General features: G+C 68.6%; 15 protein-coding genes. 9 read left to right on the top strand and 6 right to left on the bottom strand.

All coding sequences use genetic code 11. The annotated features are described in order from the left end of the window. Positions 1 to 131: 131 nt before the first annotated feature. On the top strand, positions 132 to 1,106 hold the full coding sequence (locus tag IPK71_01215; protein MBK8212342.1) for an SUMF1/EgtB/PvdO family nonheme iron enzyme: 975 nt from the start codon (positions 132 to 134) through the stop codon (positions 1,104 to 1,106). Positions 1,107 to 1,488: 382 nt separating this feature from the next. Next, positions 1,489 to 2,358, top strand: a complete 870-nt coding sequence (locus IPK71_01210) for an SUMF1/EgtB/PvdO family nonheme iron enzyme (GenBank protein ID MBK8212341.1) — start codon at positions 1,489 to 1,491, stop codon at positions 2,356 to 2,358. 61 nt (positions 2,359 to 2,419) lie between these two features. Here IPK71_01210 and IPK71_01205 read toward each other — a convergent pair whose 3' ends face one another. Next, on the bottom strand, positions 2,420 to 3,034 hold the full coding sequence (locus tag IPK71_01205) for a hypothetical protein (protein ID MBK8212340.1): 615 nt from the start codon (positions 3,032 to 3,034) through the stop codon (positions 2,420 to 2,422). A 134-nt stretch (positions 3,035 to 3,168) separates the two neighbouring features. On the opposite strand from IPK71_01205, the gene IPK71_01200 reads away from it, so the two are divergent. From IPK71_01200 to IPK71_01180, 5 genes are all read left to right on the top strand, one after another. Continuing rightward, complete coding sequence (locus IPK71_01200) at positions 3,169 to 4,116, top strand: HDIG domain-containing protein (GenBank protein ID MBK8212339.1); 948 nt, start codon at positions 3,169 to 3,171, stop codon at positions 4,114 to 4,116. A 100-nt stretch (positions 4,117 to 4,216) separates the two neighbouring features. Beyond that, positions 4,217 to 4,660 carry a hypothetical protein gene (locus IPK71_01195; protein ID MBK8212338.1) on the top strand — a complete coding sequence of 148 codons (444 nt, stop codon included), beginning with the start codon at positions 4,217 to 4,219 and terminating at the stop codon, positions 4,658 to 4,660. Between the two features lie 2 nt (positions 4,661 to 4,662). Continuing rightward, positions 4,663 to 4,923, top strand: a complete 261-nt coding sequence (locus tag IPK71_01190) for a hypothetical protein (protein MBK8212337.1) — start codon at positions 4,663 to 4,665, stop codon at positions 4,921 to 4,923. Between the two features lie 165 nt (positions 4,924 to 5,088). Then, positions 5,089 to 5,955: a hypothetical protein gene (locus IPK71_01185; GenBank protein MBK8212336.1), complete on the top strand. Its 867-nt coding sequence runs from the start codon at positions 5,089 to 5,091 to the stop codon at positions 5,953 to 5,955. A 109-nt stretch (positions 5,956 to 6,064) separates the two neighbouring features. After that, entirely contained in the window at positions 6,065 to 7,255 is a 1,191-nt protein-coding gene (locus tag IPK71_01180; GenBank protein MBK8212335.1) for a metallophosphoesterase, read from the top strand. Between the two features lie 10 nt (positions 7,256 to 7,265). Here the strand turns inward: IPK71_01180 and IPK71_01175 are convergent, their stop codons facing one another. Next, positions 7,266 to 8,168, bottom strand: a complete 903-nt coding sequence (locus IPK71_01175; protein ID MBK8212334.1) for a prolyl oligopeptidase family serine peptidase — start codon at positions 8,166 to 8,168, stop codon at positions 7,266 to 7,268. A 167-nt stretch (positions 8,169 to 8,335) separates the two neighbouring features. Here IPK71_01175 and IPK71_01170 point away from each other — a divergent pair, with 167 nt between their 5' ends. Continuing rightward, on the top strand, positions 8,336 to 9,097 hold the full coding sequence (locus IPK71_01170; GenBank protein ID MBK8212333.1) for a DUF1275 domain-containing protein: 762 nt from the start codon (positions 8,336 to 8,338) through the stop codon (positions 9,095 to 9,097). A 70-nt stretch (positions 9,098 to 9,167) separates the two neighbouring features. Here IPK71_01170 and sdhB read toward each other — a convergent pair whose 3' ends face one another. Genes sdhB through IPK71_01155 form a run of 3 tightly spaced genes read right to left on the bottom strand, consistent with a single transcriptional unit; the run spans position 9,168 to position 12,791 of the window. Then, the gene (gene sdhB, locus IPK71_01165) at positions 9,168 to 9,962 is read right to left on the bottom strand and encodes a succinate dehydrogenase iron-sulfur subunit (protein MBK8212332.1); all 795 of its coding nucleotides are present in this window, start codon (positions 9,960 to 9,962) and stop codon (positions 9,168 to 9,170) included. 14 nt (positions 9,963 to 9,976) lie between these two features. Continuing rightward, on the bottom strand, positions 9,977 to 12,013 hold the full coding sequence (sdhA, locus tag IPK71_01160; protein ID MBK8212331.1) for a succinate dehydrogenase flavoprotein subunit: 2,037 nt from the start codon (positions 12,011 to 12,013) through the stop codon (positions 9,977 to 9,979). Positions 12,014 to 12,071: 58 nt separating this feature from the next. Then, positions 12,072 to 12,791, bottom strand: coding sequence for a succinate dehydrogenase (locus tag IPK71_01155; GenBank protein MBK8212330.1), 720 nt, complete (start codon positions 12,789 to 12,791; stop codon positions 12,072 to 12,074). A 363-nt stretch (positions 12,792 to 13,154) separates the two neighbouring features. Here IPK71_01155 and IPK71_01150 point away from each other — a divergent pair, with 363 nt between their 5' ends. Further along, complete coding sequence (locus tag IPK71_01150) at positions 13,155 to 14,975, top strand: hypothetical protein (protein MBK8212329.1); 1,821 nt, start codon at positions 13,155 to 13,157, stop codon at positions 14,973 to 14,975. A 75-nt stretch (positions 14,976 to 15,050) separates the two neighbouring features. Here the strand turns inward: IPK71_01150 and IPK71_01145 are convergent, their stop codons facing one another. Continuing rightward, complete coding sequence (locus IPK71_01145; GenBank protein ID MBK8212328.1) at positions 15,051 to 15,374, bottom strand: hypothetical protein; 324 nt, start codon at positions 15,372 to 15,374, stop codon at positions 15,051 to 15,053. Positions 15,375 to 15,381: the final 7 nt, after the last annotated feature.

Raw genomic sequence — 15,381 nt, 5'->3', positions numbered from 1 at the left:
TTGTCGCCACTATTCTAGGGGTGGGACTCGTGTCGACTGCGTGTACACGAGGCAGTGACTTCGACATGCGAGCCGGGGATGCGGGTGCGCCTGCTCGTTCTGTCCCAACAACTCCCTCCGACGGAGGTTCGTTGGACTCGTCTTCGGTCATCGACGCGAGCAGGGCCTGCTTCAGCACCTTCCCCGTCACCCCCGACTGCAAGCACCCGCCCGTCGAGACCAAGTGCAAGGAAGGCTTCTGCGAGATTCCACCTGGCTGTTTCGTGATGGGATCACCCCCTTGTCAAGCAGGTCGAGGCCCGGCCTCGGAGCCGGAGTCGCAGGTCACCCTGACCCACCGGTTCGAGATCGCGCAGCACGAGACGACGCAAGAGGAGTGGATGGCGGCGGGGTTCCCGAACAACGCGGTCCCAGCGAAAAATGAACCTGACTCGTACGGTAGCTGCGTCGCCCCGAACTGCCCAGCGACGATGCTCACCTACTTCGACGCGCTCGACTACGCGAATGTACGCTCTCGCACGCACAGCCCCCCCCTCCCCGAATGTTACGCGCTCGACGGTTGCACCGGTACACGTGGCCTCGACCGCGAGTGCGCGGGCGCCCACGCCGTGCCGGAGGACGTCTACGCTTGCCGCGGGTATCGCCTTCCGACGGAGGCGGAGTGGGAATATGCCGCCAGGGCAGGGACACGCACCCCGTTCCCGTCAGGCGATATTGTCGCGAAGATGTATGACTTCATGAAGTCGTGCACCGAGCAGAAAGAGCCGGCCCTCGACAAGATCGCCTGGTACTGCGGCACCCCCAAAAGCGAGAGCCCGCTGGTGTACGAGACGCGTCCTGTTATGCAGAAACTGCCCAACGGGTGGGGCCTATACGACGTGCTGGGAAATGTGCCCGAGTGGACGAGCGAAGAAAAGGTCGACTTCGGACTCCAGGGCGGGCCCCATGTTAATCCTGGGGCCCGGTTCGGCGCTCGGCCGTATCGCGCCAAGCGCGGAGGTGGTGCCTCGACAGGATTTGCCTCCACTACAGTAACCTGGAGGGTGGCGGCGAGTTGGCATGGGGTGGACGGGATCGGCATCCGTCTCGTCCGTACACTCGACTGATCCGATGGGCCGTCCACCGCGAAAACCCAGCTCCCCACCCGAAGCGCCATCCCACGGCACCGCTCGCCGCTGGCCCGTCCTCCTCGTGGGCTTGGCCATCGCGTGCTCGCCGACCCCTTCGAGCCCCCTCGTTGACGCGGGGAGCACGGGCGACGGGTCCCTCGCCGATGCCGCAGCTCTCGGAGACGCAAGTCCGCCAGCCGACGCCGGCTCCCCGAGCACGGCATGCGTGAGCACCTTCCCGGTCACCCCCGACTGCAAGCACCCGCCCGTGGAGGCCAAGTGCAAGGAAGGCTTCTGCGAGATTCCACCTGGCTGTTTCGTGATGGGGTAACCGTCGTGCCAGGCGGGGCGTGGCGCGAAGACCGAAGAGGAGGCTCAGGTGACGCTCAGCCACAGGTTCGAGATGGGACAGCACGAGGTCACCCAGCGGGAGTGGGTCGCCGCCGGCTTCGTCAACGGGGCGACTGCCCCGAATCCTGAGGCGGGAGTCGAGTACGGAAGCTGTCTCGCCTCAGATTGCCCGGCGACGAATCTCTCGTGGTTCGATGCGATAGCCTACGCGAACGAAGCGTCGCGCCGTCACGAGCCGCCCCTCGCGGAGTGCTACGTCCTCGAGGGGTGTGAAGGCGTGCGTGGCGCAGGGAGCAAGTGCACGCGGGTCCGCGCCGCACCAGAGAACGTATACGAATGCCGTGGCTACCGGCTCCCCACGGAGGCAGAGTGGGAATATGCCGCGAGAGCCGGTGCTCGTACTCCCTACTACACTGGGCCGATGCTCGCGAAGTCGTATGACCCCACGGTGGAGTGTCACGAGCTCTCCGAACCGTTCCTCGATCGCGCCGCGTGGTACTGCGTGACCGCCACTATCCTCGCTCAACGGACAACGACGACGAAGCCCGTGATGACCAAGGAGCCCAACGGATGGGGGCTCTTCGACATGCTGGGCAACGTGGCCGAGTGGACGAGTGACGAGTACGTCGGCCTCGGATTTCGCGCCGGTCCCTACACCGACCCTGGACAAGCGCTCGGGGCGGGAGACGTACGCACCAAGCGGGGAGGTGGTGTCACGTCCTCGGCCGGGGCGACGACTGTCTCGTTCCGGCTCGGGGCGACATGGGATCGCATACAAGCCCTGGGTTTCCGGCTCGCGCGTACCCTCCCGCCGCCATCACGGTGCCCTCGGCCCGAGGCTAAGCGCGCATCGAGTCCCACGTCATCGTCAGTGACCCTCTCGCCTCACGTGCCGTAGCCGCGGCCCCGCACCGTCGCCACCCCCGCGCGTCCCCCGCGCGATCGCGACGCCTACGGGCTCACAGACAAGTAAAGAACCCAGGCAGGATCGTGGACGCCTCGCAGCGCCCGTTTTGCCCGCAGCTCGCGGCGGCGTTCTTCGGATCGCAGAAGCGCACGTTGCCGTTGTTGCAGGTGCTCCGGCAGGTCACGTCGGCGTAGCTCGTGCGGCCGTTCTCGAAGACGCGATCGCCGCAGCAGATGCGCGCCGAACCGCCCGTGCAGTCCTCGGCGCCGTTGCACGCGATAGGCACCGACGTCTCGGCGCACTCGGACTCTTTGGCTTTGCACACGTACTGGAAGGGCGCCTGCGCCCCGTTCGCGCAGCAGACCGAGCCCACCGCGCAGACGTCGGTCCCGCAGGGGATGCCCACCTGGCCCGCGTCGACGGGCCGCGCCGCGTCGTTCGTGCCCGCGTCGGTGGGGACGCTCGCGTCGCTCTCGAAGCTGGCGTCGCTCGTGCCGCCTCCGCCGCCACCGTTGCCCCCTCCGCTGCTCCCGTCGGCCGTCGCCCCCGAGTCGGCGCCCGGGTCGGAGAAGAGGTCGGTCGGCACGGAGCCGCCGCAGGCCGCGATGGCCAGGGCCGAGGTGGCGACGAGGACGAGCGTGGGGGCGGCGAAGCGAGGGAAGCGCATGGGCCCCGTGGTTTTCGCATACCGCGAGGACCTGGCAAGCCCGACGTCCACCAAAAGACGGAAATGTGACGCGGACTTACACACCCTTCGTTGCCCAAACGCCTCCCTTGCACTACACACGCGCACCCCGTCCCATGCCCCCCGAGGAGCCCACCCCCCCGACGAACGGCTCGGCCGACGCGACCATGGACGCGCTCGAGCAGGCCGCGTTCGCCGCCGAGCGCGGGGAGCGTCCCTCGAGCCTCGTCGTGTGCGACGCGGCGTCTCTCTTGGCGGCCGTGAAGCTCGACCGCGTGGCCGTGCGCGCCCGCCTCGACCGCGTGGTCATGGGCGACGATCCCGAGCTCGGCCTCGACATCCTCCTCGAGAGCGGCGCGCTCGGAGCCATCTTCCCGGAGGTGCACGCCATGGTCGGCTTCGGGGACGGCGAGTGGCGCCACAAGGACGTGTGGAAGCACACGAAGCAGGTCGTGCGTCAGGCCGTCCCGCGGCTCGAGGTGCGGTGGGCCTCGCTCTTCCACGACATCGGCAAGGTGAAGACCCGCAGCATCAGCCCCGACGGGAAGGTGCACTTCTTGGGGCACGCCGAGGTCGGCACGCGCATGTTCGACAAGCTCGACAGGCGCCTCGGCCTCTTCACGCCCGAGGCCGCCCTGAAAGACACCGTGCGCTTCCTCGTGCTGCACCACCTCCGCGCGAACCAGTACGATCCCGAGTGGACCGACAGCGCCGTGCGCAGGTTCGCGCGCGAGCTCGGCGCCCACATGGAAGACCTCTTGTGCCTCGCGCGCGCCGACATCACCACGAAGCGCCCCGAGAAGAAGCGCAAAGGCCTCCAGCAAATCGAGGAGCTCGCCGAGCGCATCGCCAAGCTCGCCGCCGAGGACGCCGTGAAGCCCCCGCTCCCGAAGGGCGTGGGAGACTTCGTCATGAAGGCGTTCGGGCTCCCGCCTTCGCGCCTCGTGGGTGACATCAAGCGCGAGCTCGAGAAGGCCGTCGACGCGGGCGAGATCGAGCCGCACCTCCCGAGCGAGGCCTACGTCGAGTTCGTCGCCAAAGACAAGGCGCGCTTCGGCATCTGACGCCTCCGGGGGGGGGAAACGCGGCGCCCGCGGGGCTCGAGACACGCCCGTGCACGCACCCCCTTTCGGGACGAGGGCGGGTTTGCCAATATGGGCGCGCATGCCCCCGAACGAAGAGCCGCGCGCGAAGAACGCGTTCCCGCCGCTGCCCCCCGTGAAATCGCCGGGGCCGTCACGGGGGACCGATCCGCGTCAAGCGCACGCCCTCGAGCTCGCGCCCGGCCTCGCGGCGAGGCTCCCGAGCGCGCTCGACACGGGCACCGGCTTCGTGGCCTCGTGTGTCGACCTGGGCGAGCTCAAAGACATGGTCGAACAAGGCACGAAGCGCCTCACGCCCTCGCAGCTCGCCGAGCGCTTCTACGTCGACGTGCAGGCGTTCGTCCGCTCGATCGTGACCACGTGGGTGCAGCGCCCCGTCGAGATCGCGTGCGAGCTCACCGAGCGTGGCCTCCGCGTGAGGTTCCGCACCCAAGACGATCACGGCAGCTACGACTACGCCTTCGAGGCCTACCCACGCACGCCCTCGCTCCACGAGGAGCACTGACGTTGGTCCTCTCTCCGGCCGAGCTCTCGTTGCTCCGCGAGGTGAGGATCTCCGACGAAGATCACGGCGGCCTCGACGGCGACGAGCTCGACGGCGACGAGCTCGAGACCATGCAGCGGCTCTGCGATCTCGGCCTCGTCGAGGCGTGCGGCGAGTACGGCGAAGCCCCCGACGGCGAAGAGGACGAGCGCGCCATGGGCGACACACGCCTCCTCTACCGCGTCACGGGCCGCGGGGTCAGCGCCCTGGCGGACGCGGGCTGAGCGACCCGAAGTAGTCGAAACAGCTGCGGTTTTTGCCCAAGCTCGGCGAGACCTCCGTGAGACGAGGCTCTCGAAGTGACATTCGTTCGGGTCGCGCTACCGTACAGCGGTCTCGAGAGGGAAGTCGGGGAGGGGCGCATGCGAGGGCGAAGGTTCGTGGGGATCGTGGTGGGACTCGTGGGGATCGTGGCGTGTGGCCAGGCTCCGGAGGTGGCTCCTCCGCGCACGTCGAGCGCCGCCGAGGTCGCGCCGATCGCGGGCTGCACGGACGCCGTGTTTCAGGACCTCTGCGCCAGGGCCGACGGCGACGCGTTCCCCGGCATCCCTTCGCATCACGAGGTCGCGTGCGGGGCGGGGCCCGATCACGGCGCGCTCTTCGCGCCCATCGAGGGAGCGCTCCCGGGCGATTTCGAGGCGTTCCAGGGGCTCTGTGGCCTCATGGATCCCGCGCCGCACACGAACGACGTCGACAAGCCCGAGGTGCGCGAGAAGATCCGCGAGACGTTCGCCACGATCGCCGAGCGCCCCGCGATGAAGCGCGCGCTCGCGAGGGGCGAAGGCAAAGGGAAATCGGCCGTCGACCGCATGACCGACGCGTGGCTGCGTACGGGCGCGTTCGAGCACGTGTTCTGCGGCGAATCGAACGGCAACGGTACGGTGGGCGGGCAGCACCTCTGGTCGCGTGTGTACCTCGAGGAGCGCGCGGGGCGCATCGCGTACACCTGCTCGCGCGAAGGCCTCGCCGACGCCGACGTGGCCACCGTGACCTACACGTGGGCCCCCGCCAAGCTCGGCGCGCGCATCGAGAAGCCCGTCGGCGGGTTCCACGTGGGCATGTCGCCCGCGTGCCTCGTGGCGCTCGGCGTCGCCGCGCACGAGCACGCGTGCCCCTCGAGCGAAGGTGTGCGCACCGCGTTCCGGAGCCGCATTTACGGCGCGAACGTCGACTGGGTGTACTGGACCAAACCCGACGGGGGCATGGTCACGCTGTTCCCGCTGGCCGACGACGCGAAGGGCGCACGAAGGCCCTGAATCCCTGAGCTCCCGAGCCCTTCGGCTCGGGAAGGCCGAGCTCGACCGTGCGGGTTTACGTAGGTTTACCGGTGCGCATGGCGAAGGCGCGTTACAAGCTTCTCTCGCGATGTCACCGTTCTCGTGGATCACCGTCGTCGGGTTCTCGATCACGTTCGTCGCGGCGTGGCGACGGAGCCGCGCCTTCGCCGTGTTCGTCGGCGTCCTCGTGGGCATCTACGCCGCGGTGGCGAACGCGTTGAGCCACGAGGTGGGCGCGCTCTTGCCCGTGTTCTCGGTCCTCCACGCCATCGTGTTCGTGAATTTCGTGGCGCTCACGCGGCCGCGCATGCGCCCCTTTTGGTACCGCGTCGTGGTGAGCTGGCCCGCGTCGTTCTTCGCGGCGGGCACGCTCCTAGGCATCCCGTGGGCCGTGGCGCTCGGGCTCGGGTTTCACGTCCCCGCGCCGTGGGTGCCTTACGTGCTCGCGGCCGTAGGCATGGTGCAGTCTCTCCGCACGAAGCGCGAGACCATCGATCTCTCCCTCGCCGATCGCAGCTCACCGGCCGATCGCGCGGGGGACGTCGTCCCCACGAAGCGGGGGAATCGCCTCACCGAGAGCCCCATTCGTATCGTCCAGATCTCGGATCCGCACATTGGCCCTTTCATGTCGGTCGAGCGGCTCAAGGCCATCTGCGAGCGCGCCGTCGAACAAGATCCCGATTTGGTGCTCCTCACGGGCGACTACCTCACCATGGAGTCGAACCCCGAGCCGAGCCTCTTGCGCGAGGCGCTCTCGCCCTTGAAAAAGCTCGAGGGGCGCGTGTTCGCCTGCCACGGGAACCACGATCTCGAGGCGCCGCGTACGGTCGCGCACGCCATGGAGGCCAATCGAATCCCGCTCCTCTTGGGTGAGTCGCGCGTGGTCGACACCCGCGGCGGCAAAGTGCAAATCGTCGGCACCGACTTCACCTTTCGAGGTACCAAAGAGTACCTCGCTCGGGTGTGCGAAGAGAACCCGCGCATCCCCGGCGTCGTGCGCGTGATCCTCTTGCACAACCCCGGCGCGTTCCGCGATTTGCCCGAGGGCGAAGCCGACCTGGTGCTCTCGGGGCACACGCACGGGGGCCAGCTCGGCCTCGTGAGCCTCGGCCTCTCGTGGACCTTCCTCAAGCTCGGCGGCAACAAGATGCCCGATCATGGCTATTGGGGCCGCGGCCACGACAGGCTCTGGGTGCACCGAGGCACGGCGCACTACGGGTTTCCCATTCGCCTTGGTGTTCCCGCCGAGGAGAGCGTGCTCCGCATCCACCCGGCGTGATCCGAGGCCCTCACGGCTTCGGGTGAGCGTCGAGGAAGTCGAGCGCCTTCGGCACGAACTGCGGCCCGAACGCGGGCAAATGCTGCCCTTCACGCACCGTCCAGAGCTCGACGTTCGCACCGTCGCGGCACCCGGTGTAGCGCGTGACGCCCGTCTCGGCGCCGGGTCGGGACGCGTCGACGTCCAGGTCGGGCGCGGTCTCCGCGTTGCTCCCGCAGCCGTCGAGGGTGGCCCAGCGCTTGGTCGTCGCGTCGGCGCTCGCGTACGCAAAGCCGGAGAAGGTGCCGCCCTCGTAGCGAATGGTGTCGTCGGCCGTGCCGTGCACGTGGAGAATGGATACCGCCGAACGTGGCGCGCAGCGTGACGTGTCGGTCCACGTCGTGCCGGCGATGCTCACGATGCCCGCGAACGTGTCCGCGGCGTCGCACGCGAGCCTGTACGACATGAACCCACCATTGGAGTGCCCGATCAAAAATACGCGCTTCGGATCGACGCGATAACGCTTCCCGATCGCGGCGACGAGCCCGGTCAAATACCCGACGTCGTCCGTGCCCACGTTGCCGAAGTCGCAGCACGCGCCCGCGTTCCAAAAGCGCTTTCCCGACGCGTCGGGGGTGCCGTCGGGCGCGGCGTAGAGGTAGCCGCGCGCCTCGGCCTGGGCGCGGAGCCCGAGGTAGGCGTCCTGCAATCGCCCGCTCGCGCCGTACCCGTGGAGCAGCACGAGCAGCGGCGCGGGGCGGTCGTCGGTGTAGGTGCTCGGCACGTAGAGCTCCACGGGGCGCGCGTCGCCGAAGGGCACCGGATCGAAATCTCCGCGCACCTTGGCCTCGGGCGCGGGCGCAGCCTCCGGGGACGACGACGAGCACGCGAAGCCGAGGGCTCCGAGGATCACGACGGCGACGAGCGTCTTCATGCGCGAAGCGTAGCAGCGCGCCCGCATCATGTGCGCGCGTGCGCGAGAGCGTGACGCCGCACGAGCGTCCATTTCGGCCGAGGCTGCGCACGGTCGTCGGGGCTTCGCCGTGGTAGGCTCATAGGCTCCGAGGTCGGCGTGGCCCACCCGGAGAGGCTTCGTCGACCGTGTTCCACAAGACAGGCGCAGATCGCACACCGAGAGAGAACCGCGTCCTCGCGGCGTACCTCTCGTGGGTCGCGGGCTTCGTCAACTCGGCGAGCTTCCTCTTGGTGGGCGCGTTCACGGCGCACGTCACGGGCAACGTCGGCCGCCTCGCGAACGACGTCGCCCTGGGAAATCCGCTCTCGGCGGTGACGGCCGTGGTGCTCATCGCGGCGTTCTTCGTGGGCGCGTTCCTCGCGAGCATGGCCATCGAGAGCGAGTTCTTCGGGCCGCCCGCGCGCACGTACGGCCTCCTCATGCTCTTCGAGGCGGGGACGCTCGTCGCGTTCGTCGCGCTCGTGAAGCCCGGCGCGACGGTCGCGAAGGACATGCCCGCGCTCCTCCTCTGCGGCGCGATGGGGCTACAAAATAGCCTGGTCACGCGCCTCTCGGGGGCCGTCGTCCGCACGACGCACCTCACGGGGGTCGTCACCGATTTGGGCATCGAGGCCGCGCGGTGGTTCCGCTACGCGCGCCGAGGCCTCTCGCGCCGCGTGAACATGCGCCTCTCGGTGGGGCCGTCGTCGTCCGTGCGCCCGCCGACCGAGAAGATCGCGCTCCTCTCGACGATCGCCGCGGGGTTCCTCGTCGGCGGTTTCTTCGGCGCGTTCTCGACCGAGGTCCTCGGCCGCTTCGCCGTGTTGGTCCCGGCTGCCGTGCTCGTCGTCGGGGGTGTGCTCGGCATGGTCACGGGGCGGAGCATTCGCGTCGACGAACGCGAGTGAGTGGAAGTGCGCCAAAGGAAAAAGGCCCGCGCCGGAGCGCGAGCCCTTCTGGTACGTCGTCCTCGCGGGACTACTTCAAGAGCCAGCCGAAGAGCATCTGCTTGGTCGCTTGCCGCGACACCTGCGCGATGCTGTCGACGAGCGGGATCTCCTTCGGGCAGACCTCGACGCAGTTCTGCGCCTTGCCGCAGTCGGCGACGCCACCTTCGCCCATGACGGCTTCGAGGCGCTCGGCCGCGTGCATCTTTCCGGAGGGGTGGAGGTTGAAGAGGCGCACCTGGCTGATGGCCGAAGGACCGATGAAGTTCGAGCCTTCGTGCACCTGCGGGCAGGCCTCCATGCAGCAGCCGCAGGTCATGCAGCGCGACAGCGGATAGGCCTCTTCTTGGTTCTCTTGCGACTGGCGCGGGCCCGGCCCAAGCTCGTGCGAGCCGTCGAGGTTGATCCACGCCTTGACCTTCTTGAGGTCGTCGAACATGCGGCTACGGTCGACTTGGAGGTCGCGCACGAGCGGGAACTTGGTCATCGGCGCCAAGTCGATGACCTCGCCGTTCGGCGAGATTTGGTCGATGAGCGCCGTGCACGACTGACGCACGCGGCCGTTCACGATCATCGTGCAAGCGCCGCACACCTCTTCGAGGCACACGGACTCCCACACGATGGGGGCCACCTCTTTGCCTTCGACCGTCACGGGGTTCCGCTGGATCTCCATGAGCGCCGAGATGATGTTCATCTGCGGGTGCCAGTCGATCTCGAACTCCTCGACGCGCTTGGTCTCGGGGTTGTGCGGGCCGTCTTGACGGTGCACGCGGAGGCGCACGGTCTTTCCGGAGGACTTCTTCTTGGGGCTGCTTCCGTCTGCCATGGTGTGCCTCGTTTTCAGGCGCTCGCGCCTGCTTCCTTTCCGGCTTCTTTGGTGTCGCCCTTGCCGGTGGCGGCGGCCGAAGCCGCGCCTGCCGTCTCGTATTTGCGCGCGCGCGGCGTGACGAGCGAGATGTCGACCTCGTCGGTGACGTGCAGCGGCTTTCCGAGCAGGTTGTAGTCGACCGCGCGCACGTACTCGACGGCGCTGCGATTGCCGTCTTGTTTGTACATGGCCATCGTCGTACGGAGCCAGTTCTCGTCGTCGCGCTGCTTGAAGTCGGGCTTGTAGTGCGCCCCGCGGGACTCGTCGCGGTTCTTCGCGCCGGTCGCGATGACCCGCGCGATGACGAGCATGTTCTCGAGGTGGCGAACGAACTGGGCGCCCTGGTTCGCGCGCGCGCTCGTGTCGGTCACTCCCACCTTGTGGAAGCGATCCTCGAGCTCACCGAGCTTCTCGAGCACCTTCTCGAGCGTGCCGTTGTGGCGCTCGATGGTGACGTCGCGGAGCATGGTCTCGCCGAGCTCCTTGTGGATGCGGTACGGGTTCTCGGGGCCGTCGAGCTTGAGGATGCCGTCGTACTTGGTCTGCTCGCGCTTCTCGGCCTTCTCGAAGAGCGACGAGGGCATGTCCCACGAGCTCTTGCCGAGGTTCTGGCGGTAGGTCGCCATGGCCGGGCCCGTGACGAGGCCGGCGTAGATGCACGAGAGCAGCGAGTTCGCGCCGAGGCGATTGGCCCCGTGGTACTGGTAGTCGACCTCGCCCGCGGCGTAGAGGCCCTCGATGTTGGTGCTCTGGTTCCTGGGCGAGCCCTTCACGAGCGAGCCGTCGGCCGAGCGCTCGAAGTCGACCCAGAGGCCGCCCATCGAGTAGTGCACGGCCGGGAAGACGCGCATCGGGTTGTGGTACGGATCCTCGCCGACGAATTTTTCGTAAATCTCGAGGATTCCCGCGAGCTTACGGCGCAGCGTAGGCTCCGGGATGTGCGTCAGATCGAGGTAGACCTCGAGCTCGTTTTTGCCGCTCTTCGGGTTGAAGACACCCTTGCCCTCGTGGAAGCACTTGAGGAAGAGCTCGCGGCTCGCGATATCGCGCGGGACGAGGTTGCCGTACCCGGGGTACTTGTTCTCGAGGAAGTACTCGCGGTCTTTCTCGGGCACGTCTTTGCCGCGGCGCTTCTCCTTCGGATCCTTGGGGACCCACACGCGCCCGCCCTCGCCGCGCGCGCTCTCGGAGATGAGGCGGAGCTTGTCGGCGCCGGGGATGGCCGTGGGGTGCACCTGGATGAACTCGCCGTTCGCGTAGCACGCGCCCTGGCGGTACACGGCGCCGGCGGCGGTGCCGGTGTTGATGACGCTGTTCGTGCTGCGCCCGAAGACGATGCCCGGGCCGCCCGTCGCGAGGCACACCGCGTCGCCCGGGAACGACTCGATCTGCATCGACTTGAGGTCTTGGGCGACGATGCCGCGCGCGCGGCCTTCGTCGTCTTGGATGATGGAAAGAAAGTCCCAAAACTCGAACTTGCGGACCATCTTCTCGCCGCGGATGACGACGCCCTTGTCGTCTTCGACGTCGATGGTCTCGTAGCGGCGGACCTGCTCGTCGAGCGCGTAGAGGAGCTGCTGGCCCGTGGTGGCGCCCGCGAAGGCCGTGCGGTGGAAGAGCGTGCCGCCGAAGCGGCGGAAGTCGAGGAGGCCCTCGGGGGTGCGGTTGAAGGGCACGCCCATGCGGTCGAGCATGAAGACGATGCCGGGGGCCGCGTCGGCCATTCCCTTGACGGGCGGCTGGTTCGCGAGGAAGTCGCCGCCGTACACCGTCTCCTCGAGGTGCACCTTGGGGGAGTCGCCCTCACCCTTGGTGTTCACGCTCGCGTTGATGCCGCCCTGCGCGCACACCGAGTGCGAGCGCTTGACCGGCACGAGCGAGAAGAGGTCGACCGGGACGCCCGCCTCGCAGAGCTTGATGACGGTGGTGAGGCCCGCGAGGCCTCCGCCGACGACGATGACGCGGCGGACTTTCCCGGATTCGCTGGTGGTGATGGCGGCCTTGGCCATGGGGTACTCCTCGAAGTGACGAACTAGCGGACGATGGCGCCCAAGATGGGCAGAGAGCTCAGGGGCAGGGGGCCTCGCGTGGCGAGGCGGGAGGGATCACGGACCCCGTCGAGAGGGACACGACCGTACCAGCTCCGACGAGGAAAAGGATGGTGCCGAACGCCGCGGCGACCAGGGCGAGACGCCCTTGGGCTCGGCGGGACGTGACGAGGCCCCAGGTCATCGTGAACGTGACGAGGCCGTTCGCGAGGTGGAACACACTCGCTCCGATGCCGATCAGATAAAAAATCGCAGTCAGTGGTAGGCCGAATCGTACCGACCCGAGGTGCGACACGAGGGTGTCGAAGAACGCGTGGTGCGACATCCCGAAGAGCCACTTCTGGATACGCAGCTCCCACAGGTGGGCGAGCACGAACAGGAACGCGACGCCGCCCGTGACGCGCTGGAACACGTAGGCCCAGTTGCGCGCATGGTTGTACCGCCCGACGTTGGCGCTCCCTCGAGTGGCGAGGTAGACCCCGAAGAGCGCGTGGAACGCGAGCGGGAGGATGACCCCGACCACCTCGACCAACGGGAGGAACGGGAGCTTCTGGATCTCGTCGACCGCGTGATCGAACGGCTCACGACCGCCGAGCGCCGAGGCGTTCGTCCAAAGGTGCACGACGAGGAAGACCCCGACCGGGAGCACGCCGGAGAGCGAGTGCAGGCGGCGGAGCAAGAACGCACGCCGCGACGACGCTCGCTCCTCACCCGTTGCTTCGCCGAGACCTTCGCGCACGGGGTCCGCATGTAGAAGACGGGGCCGCAAAGGTCAAGGTTCCAAGCCCCCGAAATGCCGGAAATTCCCGCACGATTTGCGGTCTCTCGCCCCGGTGATCCTTCGGGCGGGAGAAAATCAGCGGACCGCTGGAGTCGCTCGGCCCGGTGTCGGGCGGGGAGCCACCGATTTTGCGAGGCGCCGGGTCGATGCCCAGGCTGCTAAGCTCGGGGCGCGGTGAAGGCCCTTCTGCCACGAACCACGAGCCCGGGACGGCGCATGTGTGCCGCTCGGGTGCGCCTCGGCGTCGGCCTGGTCGGCCTGGTCTTGGCACCCCTCGTCGTGTCGTGTGGCTCGTCCGGGAGGGGGCCCACGCCCGTCTTCGTGACGTCTCGCTCGGTGGAGGCGACGCAGAGCTTCGAGGAGGTGCGCGACGCGTGGGAGCGTCGCGACGTCGAGCCGCGGCTCCTCCTGAAGCTCGTCGAGCGCCACCTCAAGCGTTTTCCAAAGGACGGCAGCGCGACCACGGCGAAGCTCTACCTCGTCTTCACCCACATGCAGCTCGGTGACTTCTACGCGGCCGACGCGCAGCTCTCGTTGCTCATGAGCGAGCCGAGCGCGGTCCACCCGGGCCCCGAGGCCGACATGCTCGCCGTCGCGCGCGCCAAGTCGCTCCGGCACCGCGGCGACAACCAAGCGGCGCTCGACCTCCTCCGTCCGCTCGTGGGGAAGGCCGTCGACGAGACCGTGCGCGGGATCTTCCTCGAAGAGCTGACCCTCGCGTCTCTCGGCTCGGGGGACGACTACGAGGCCATCGCGTACATGGACGCGTGGCTGCGCGGCGTCTCGGAGGACAAACGCGAGGCGAGCCGCGCCAAGATCGCGAAGGCGCTCGAGGCCATGCCCGCGGGCGTGATCGAAGCCACGTACCGCGCGATGCGCGCGCAGGCCGGGAGTGGGTATTCCTCCGACATCCAGCGCCTCGTGGCCGCGCGCCTCGCCAAAATCGCGATCCAGAACGAAGATCCGCAGCTCGCCCGCTGGCTCCTCGACGTCACTCCCGGCGGCGCCGACGCGTTCGGTGACGCAGGCCCGCACGTGCTCGAGCTCGCCGCGAGCCGCCGTGGCCTCCGCGAGGTGCAGGGGCGCACGATCGGGCTTCTTTTGCCCATTCGTGAGCCCGAGCTGCGCGACGCGGCCGCGAGCGTGCTCCGCGGGGTCTCGTGGGCGCTCGAGCTCCCGAAGCCCGCGGGGGAGCGGAGAGACGCCGTGCGCCTCGTCGTGCGAAATGACGCGGGTGGCGCAGGCGACGGAGGCTCGGATCTCGCCATGGAAGAGCTCTTCGGTGAGGGCGCGGCCGTCATCATCGCGGGGCTCGACGGCCCCTCGGCCGACCGCGCGCTAAGGTGGGGCGAGCGTCACGGCATGCCGGTGATCCTGCTGCATCCGCCGATGGCCGAGCCGCTGCCCGACCGCGCGGGATACGTGGTGGGAGAGTCCCGTGAGGCTCAGGTCTCGGTGCTCTCGCGCGCGCTCGCGGGCCTCTCCGTGCGCGCGGCGCAGGTGATCTCGTCGTCGCCCGCGAAGGGGAGATCGTCGCTCGACGGTGCGCTCTCTCAAGGGGGCCTCACGAAGGCCTTCGACGCCGTGGGGTGCGACCTCGCTCCGCCGCGGCCGGGCCTCCCGCGGTTTCCGATCACGGCCTGGGCCAAGGCCGACGTGTCGGCGTTCGTGGTCGCGGGGCCACGGGATTGCCTATCGGACGTGATCTCCGAGCTCAAGATCATGGGCGCACGCCGGACCGGAGCTCCCCCGTTCCTCGCGGCCACCCTCGACGCGGAGATCCCGGACCGCGCCGCCCACACGCGCTTCTTCACCGTGGGGGCCGGAGTGCTCCCGATCGTCGCGGCCAAAGCCTCCGACATCGGCGATCCCGAAGTGCTTGCATTCTACAATGAGCTCGGCCACGTCCCGTCGTGGTGGGCGGCGCTCGCGCGGGACGCAGGCATCCTCGCGCGTCAGGCCGTCTCGGCGCTCCCCGCGAACACCACGGCGAACCCCGACGCCATAGCTCAGCGCCACGCCATCGTCGCGAGCGCGCTCGGGCGTGCCAAAGCGCCACTCTGGACGACCGACGCCCCGGGGTTCGAGGGCGGCCACGTGCTCGCGCGTACCCTGAGGGCCGTCGAAATGAAGCGCGACTGACGAGGTCCGTCGCGCTGCGTTGGCCCCGCGGGAGGGGTGAGGGCCCCGCAGCGACGCGGGGCCCTCGGTGTCGGGCTACTGGAAGAACGCGGCCGGGAAGGCGCGCGGGTCCTCCGGATCGGGAGCGAAGGTCTTCCCGTTGATCGCTCGGGGCAACGTCGTGGGCGCGGTGTCACGCGCGACGATGTCCTTCACGAAATCGGTGAAGAGCTCCGGCCCGCCGCCGCCGTCACCGGCGTCGGGGCTGGACGTGCTCGTGCTCGTCCCCGTCGGGATGGGCGGACCGGACGAATCCGGCGCGGCGGCGTCGACGACCACGGGCAAGTCGTCGTCGCCGCACGCCGTCGCGAGCGGCACGAGGAGCGCCACGAGCGAGAGTGCGAGGATGGGCTTTCTCATGAATGTT

The organism is Myxococcales bacterium (assembly GCA_016712525.1).
Lineage (GTDB): Bacteria > Myxococcota_A > Polyangia > Polyangiales > Polyangiaceae > JAAFHV01.
The sequence above is the reverse complement of the archived record's forward strand: the minus strand, read 5'-3'. Positions and strand labels throughout refer to the sequence as shown.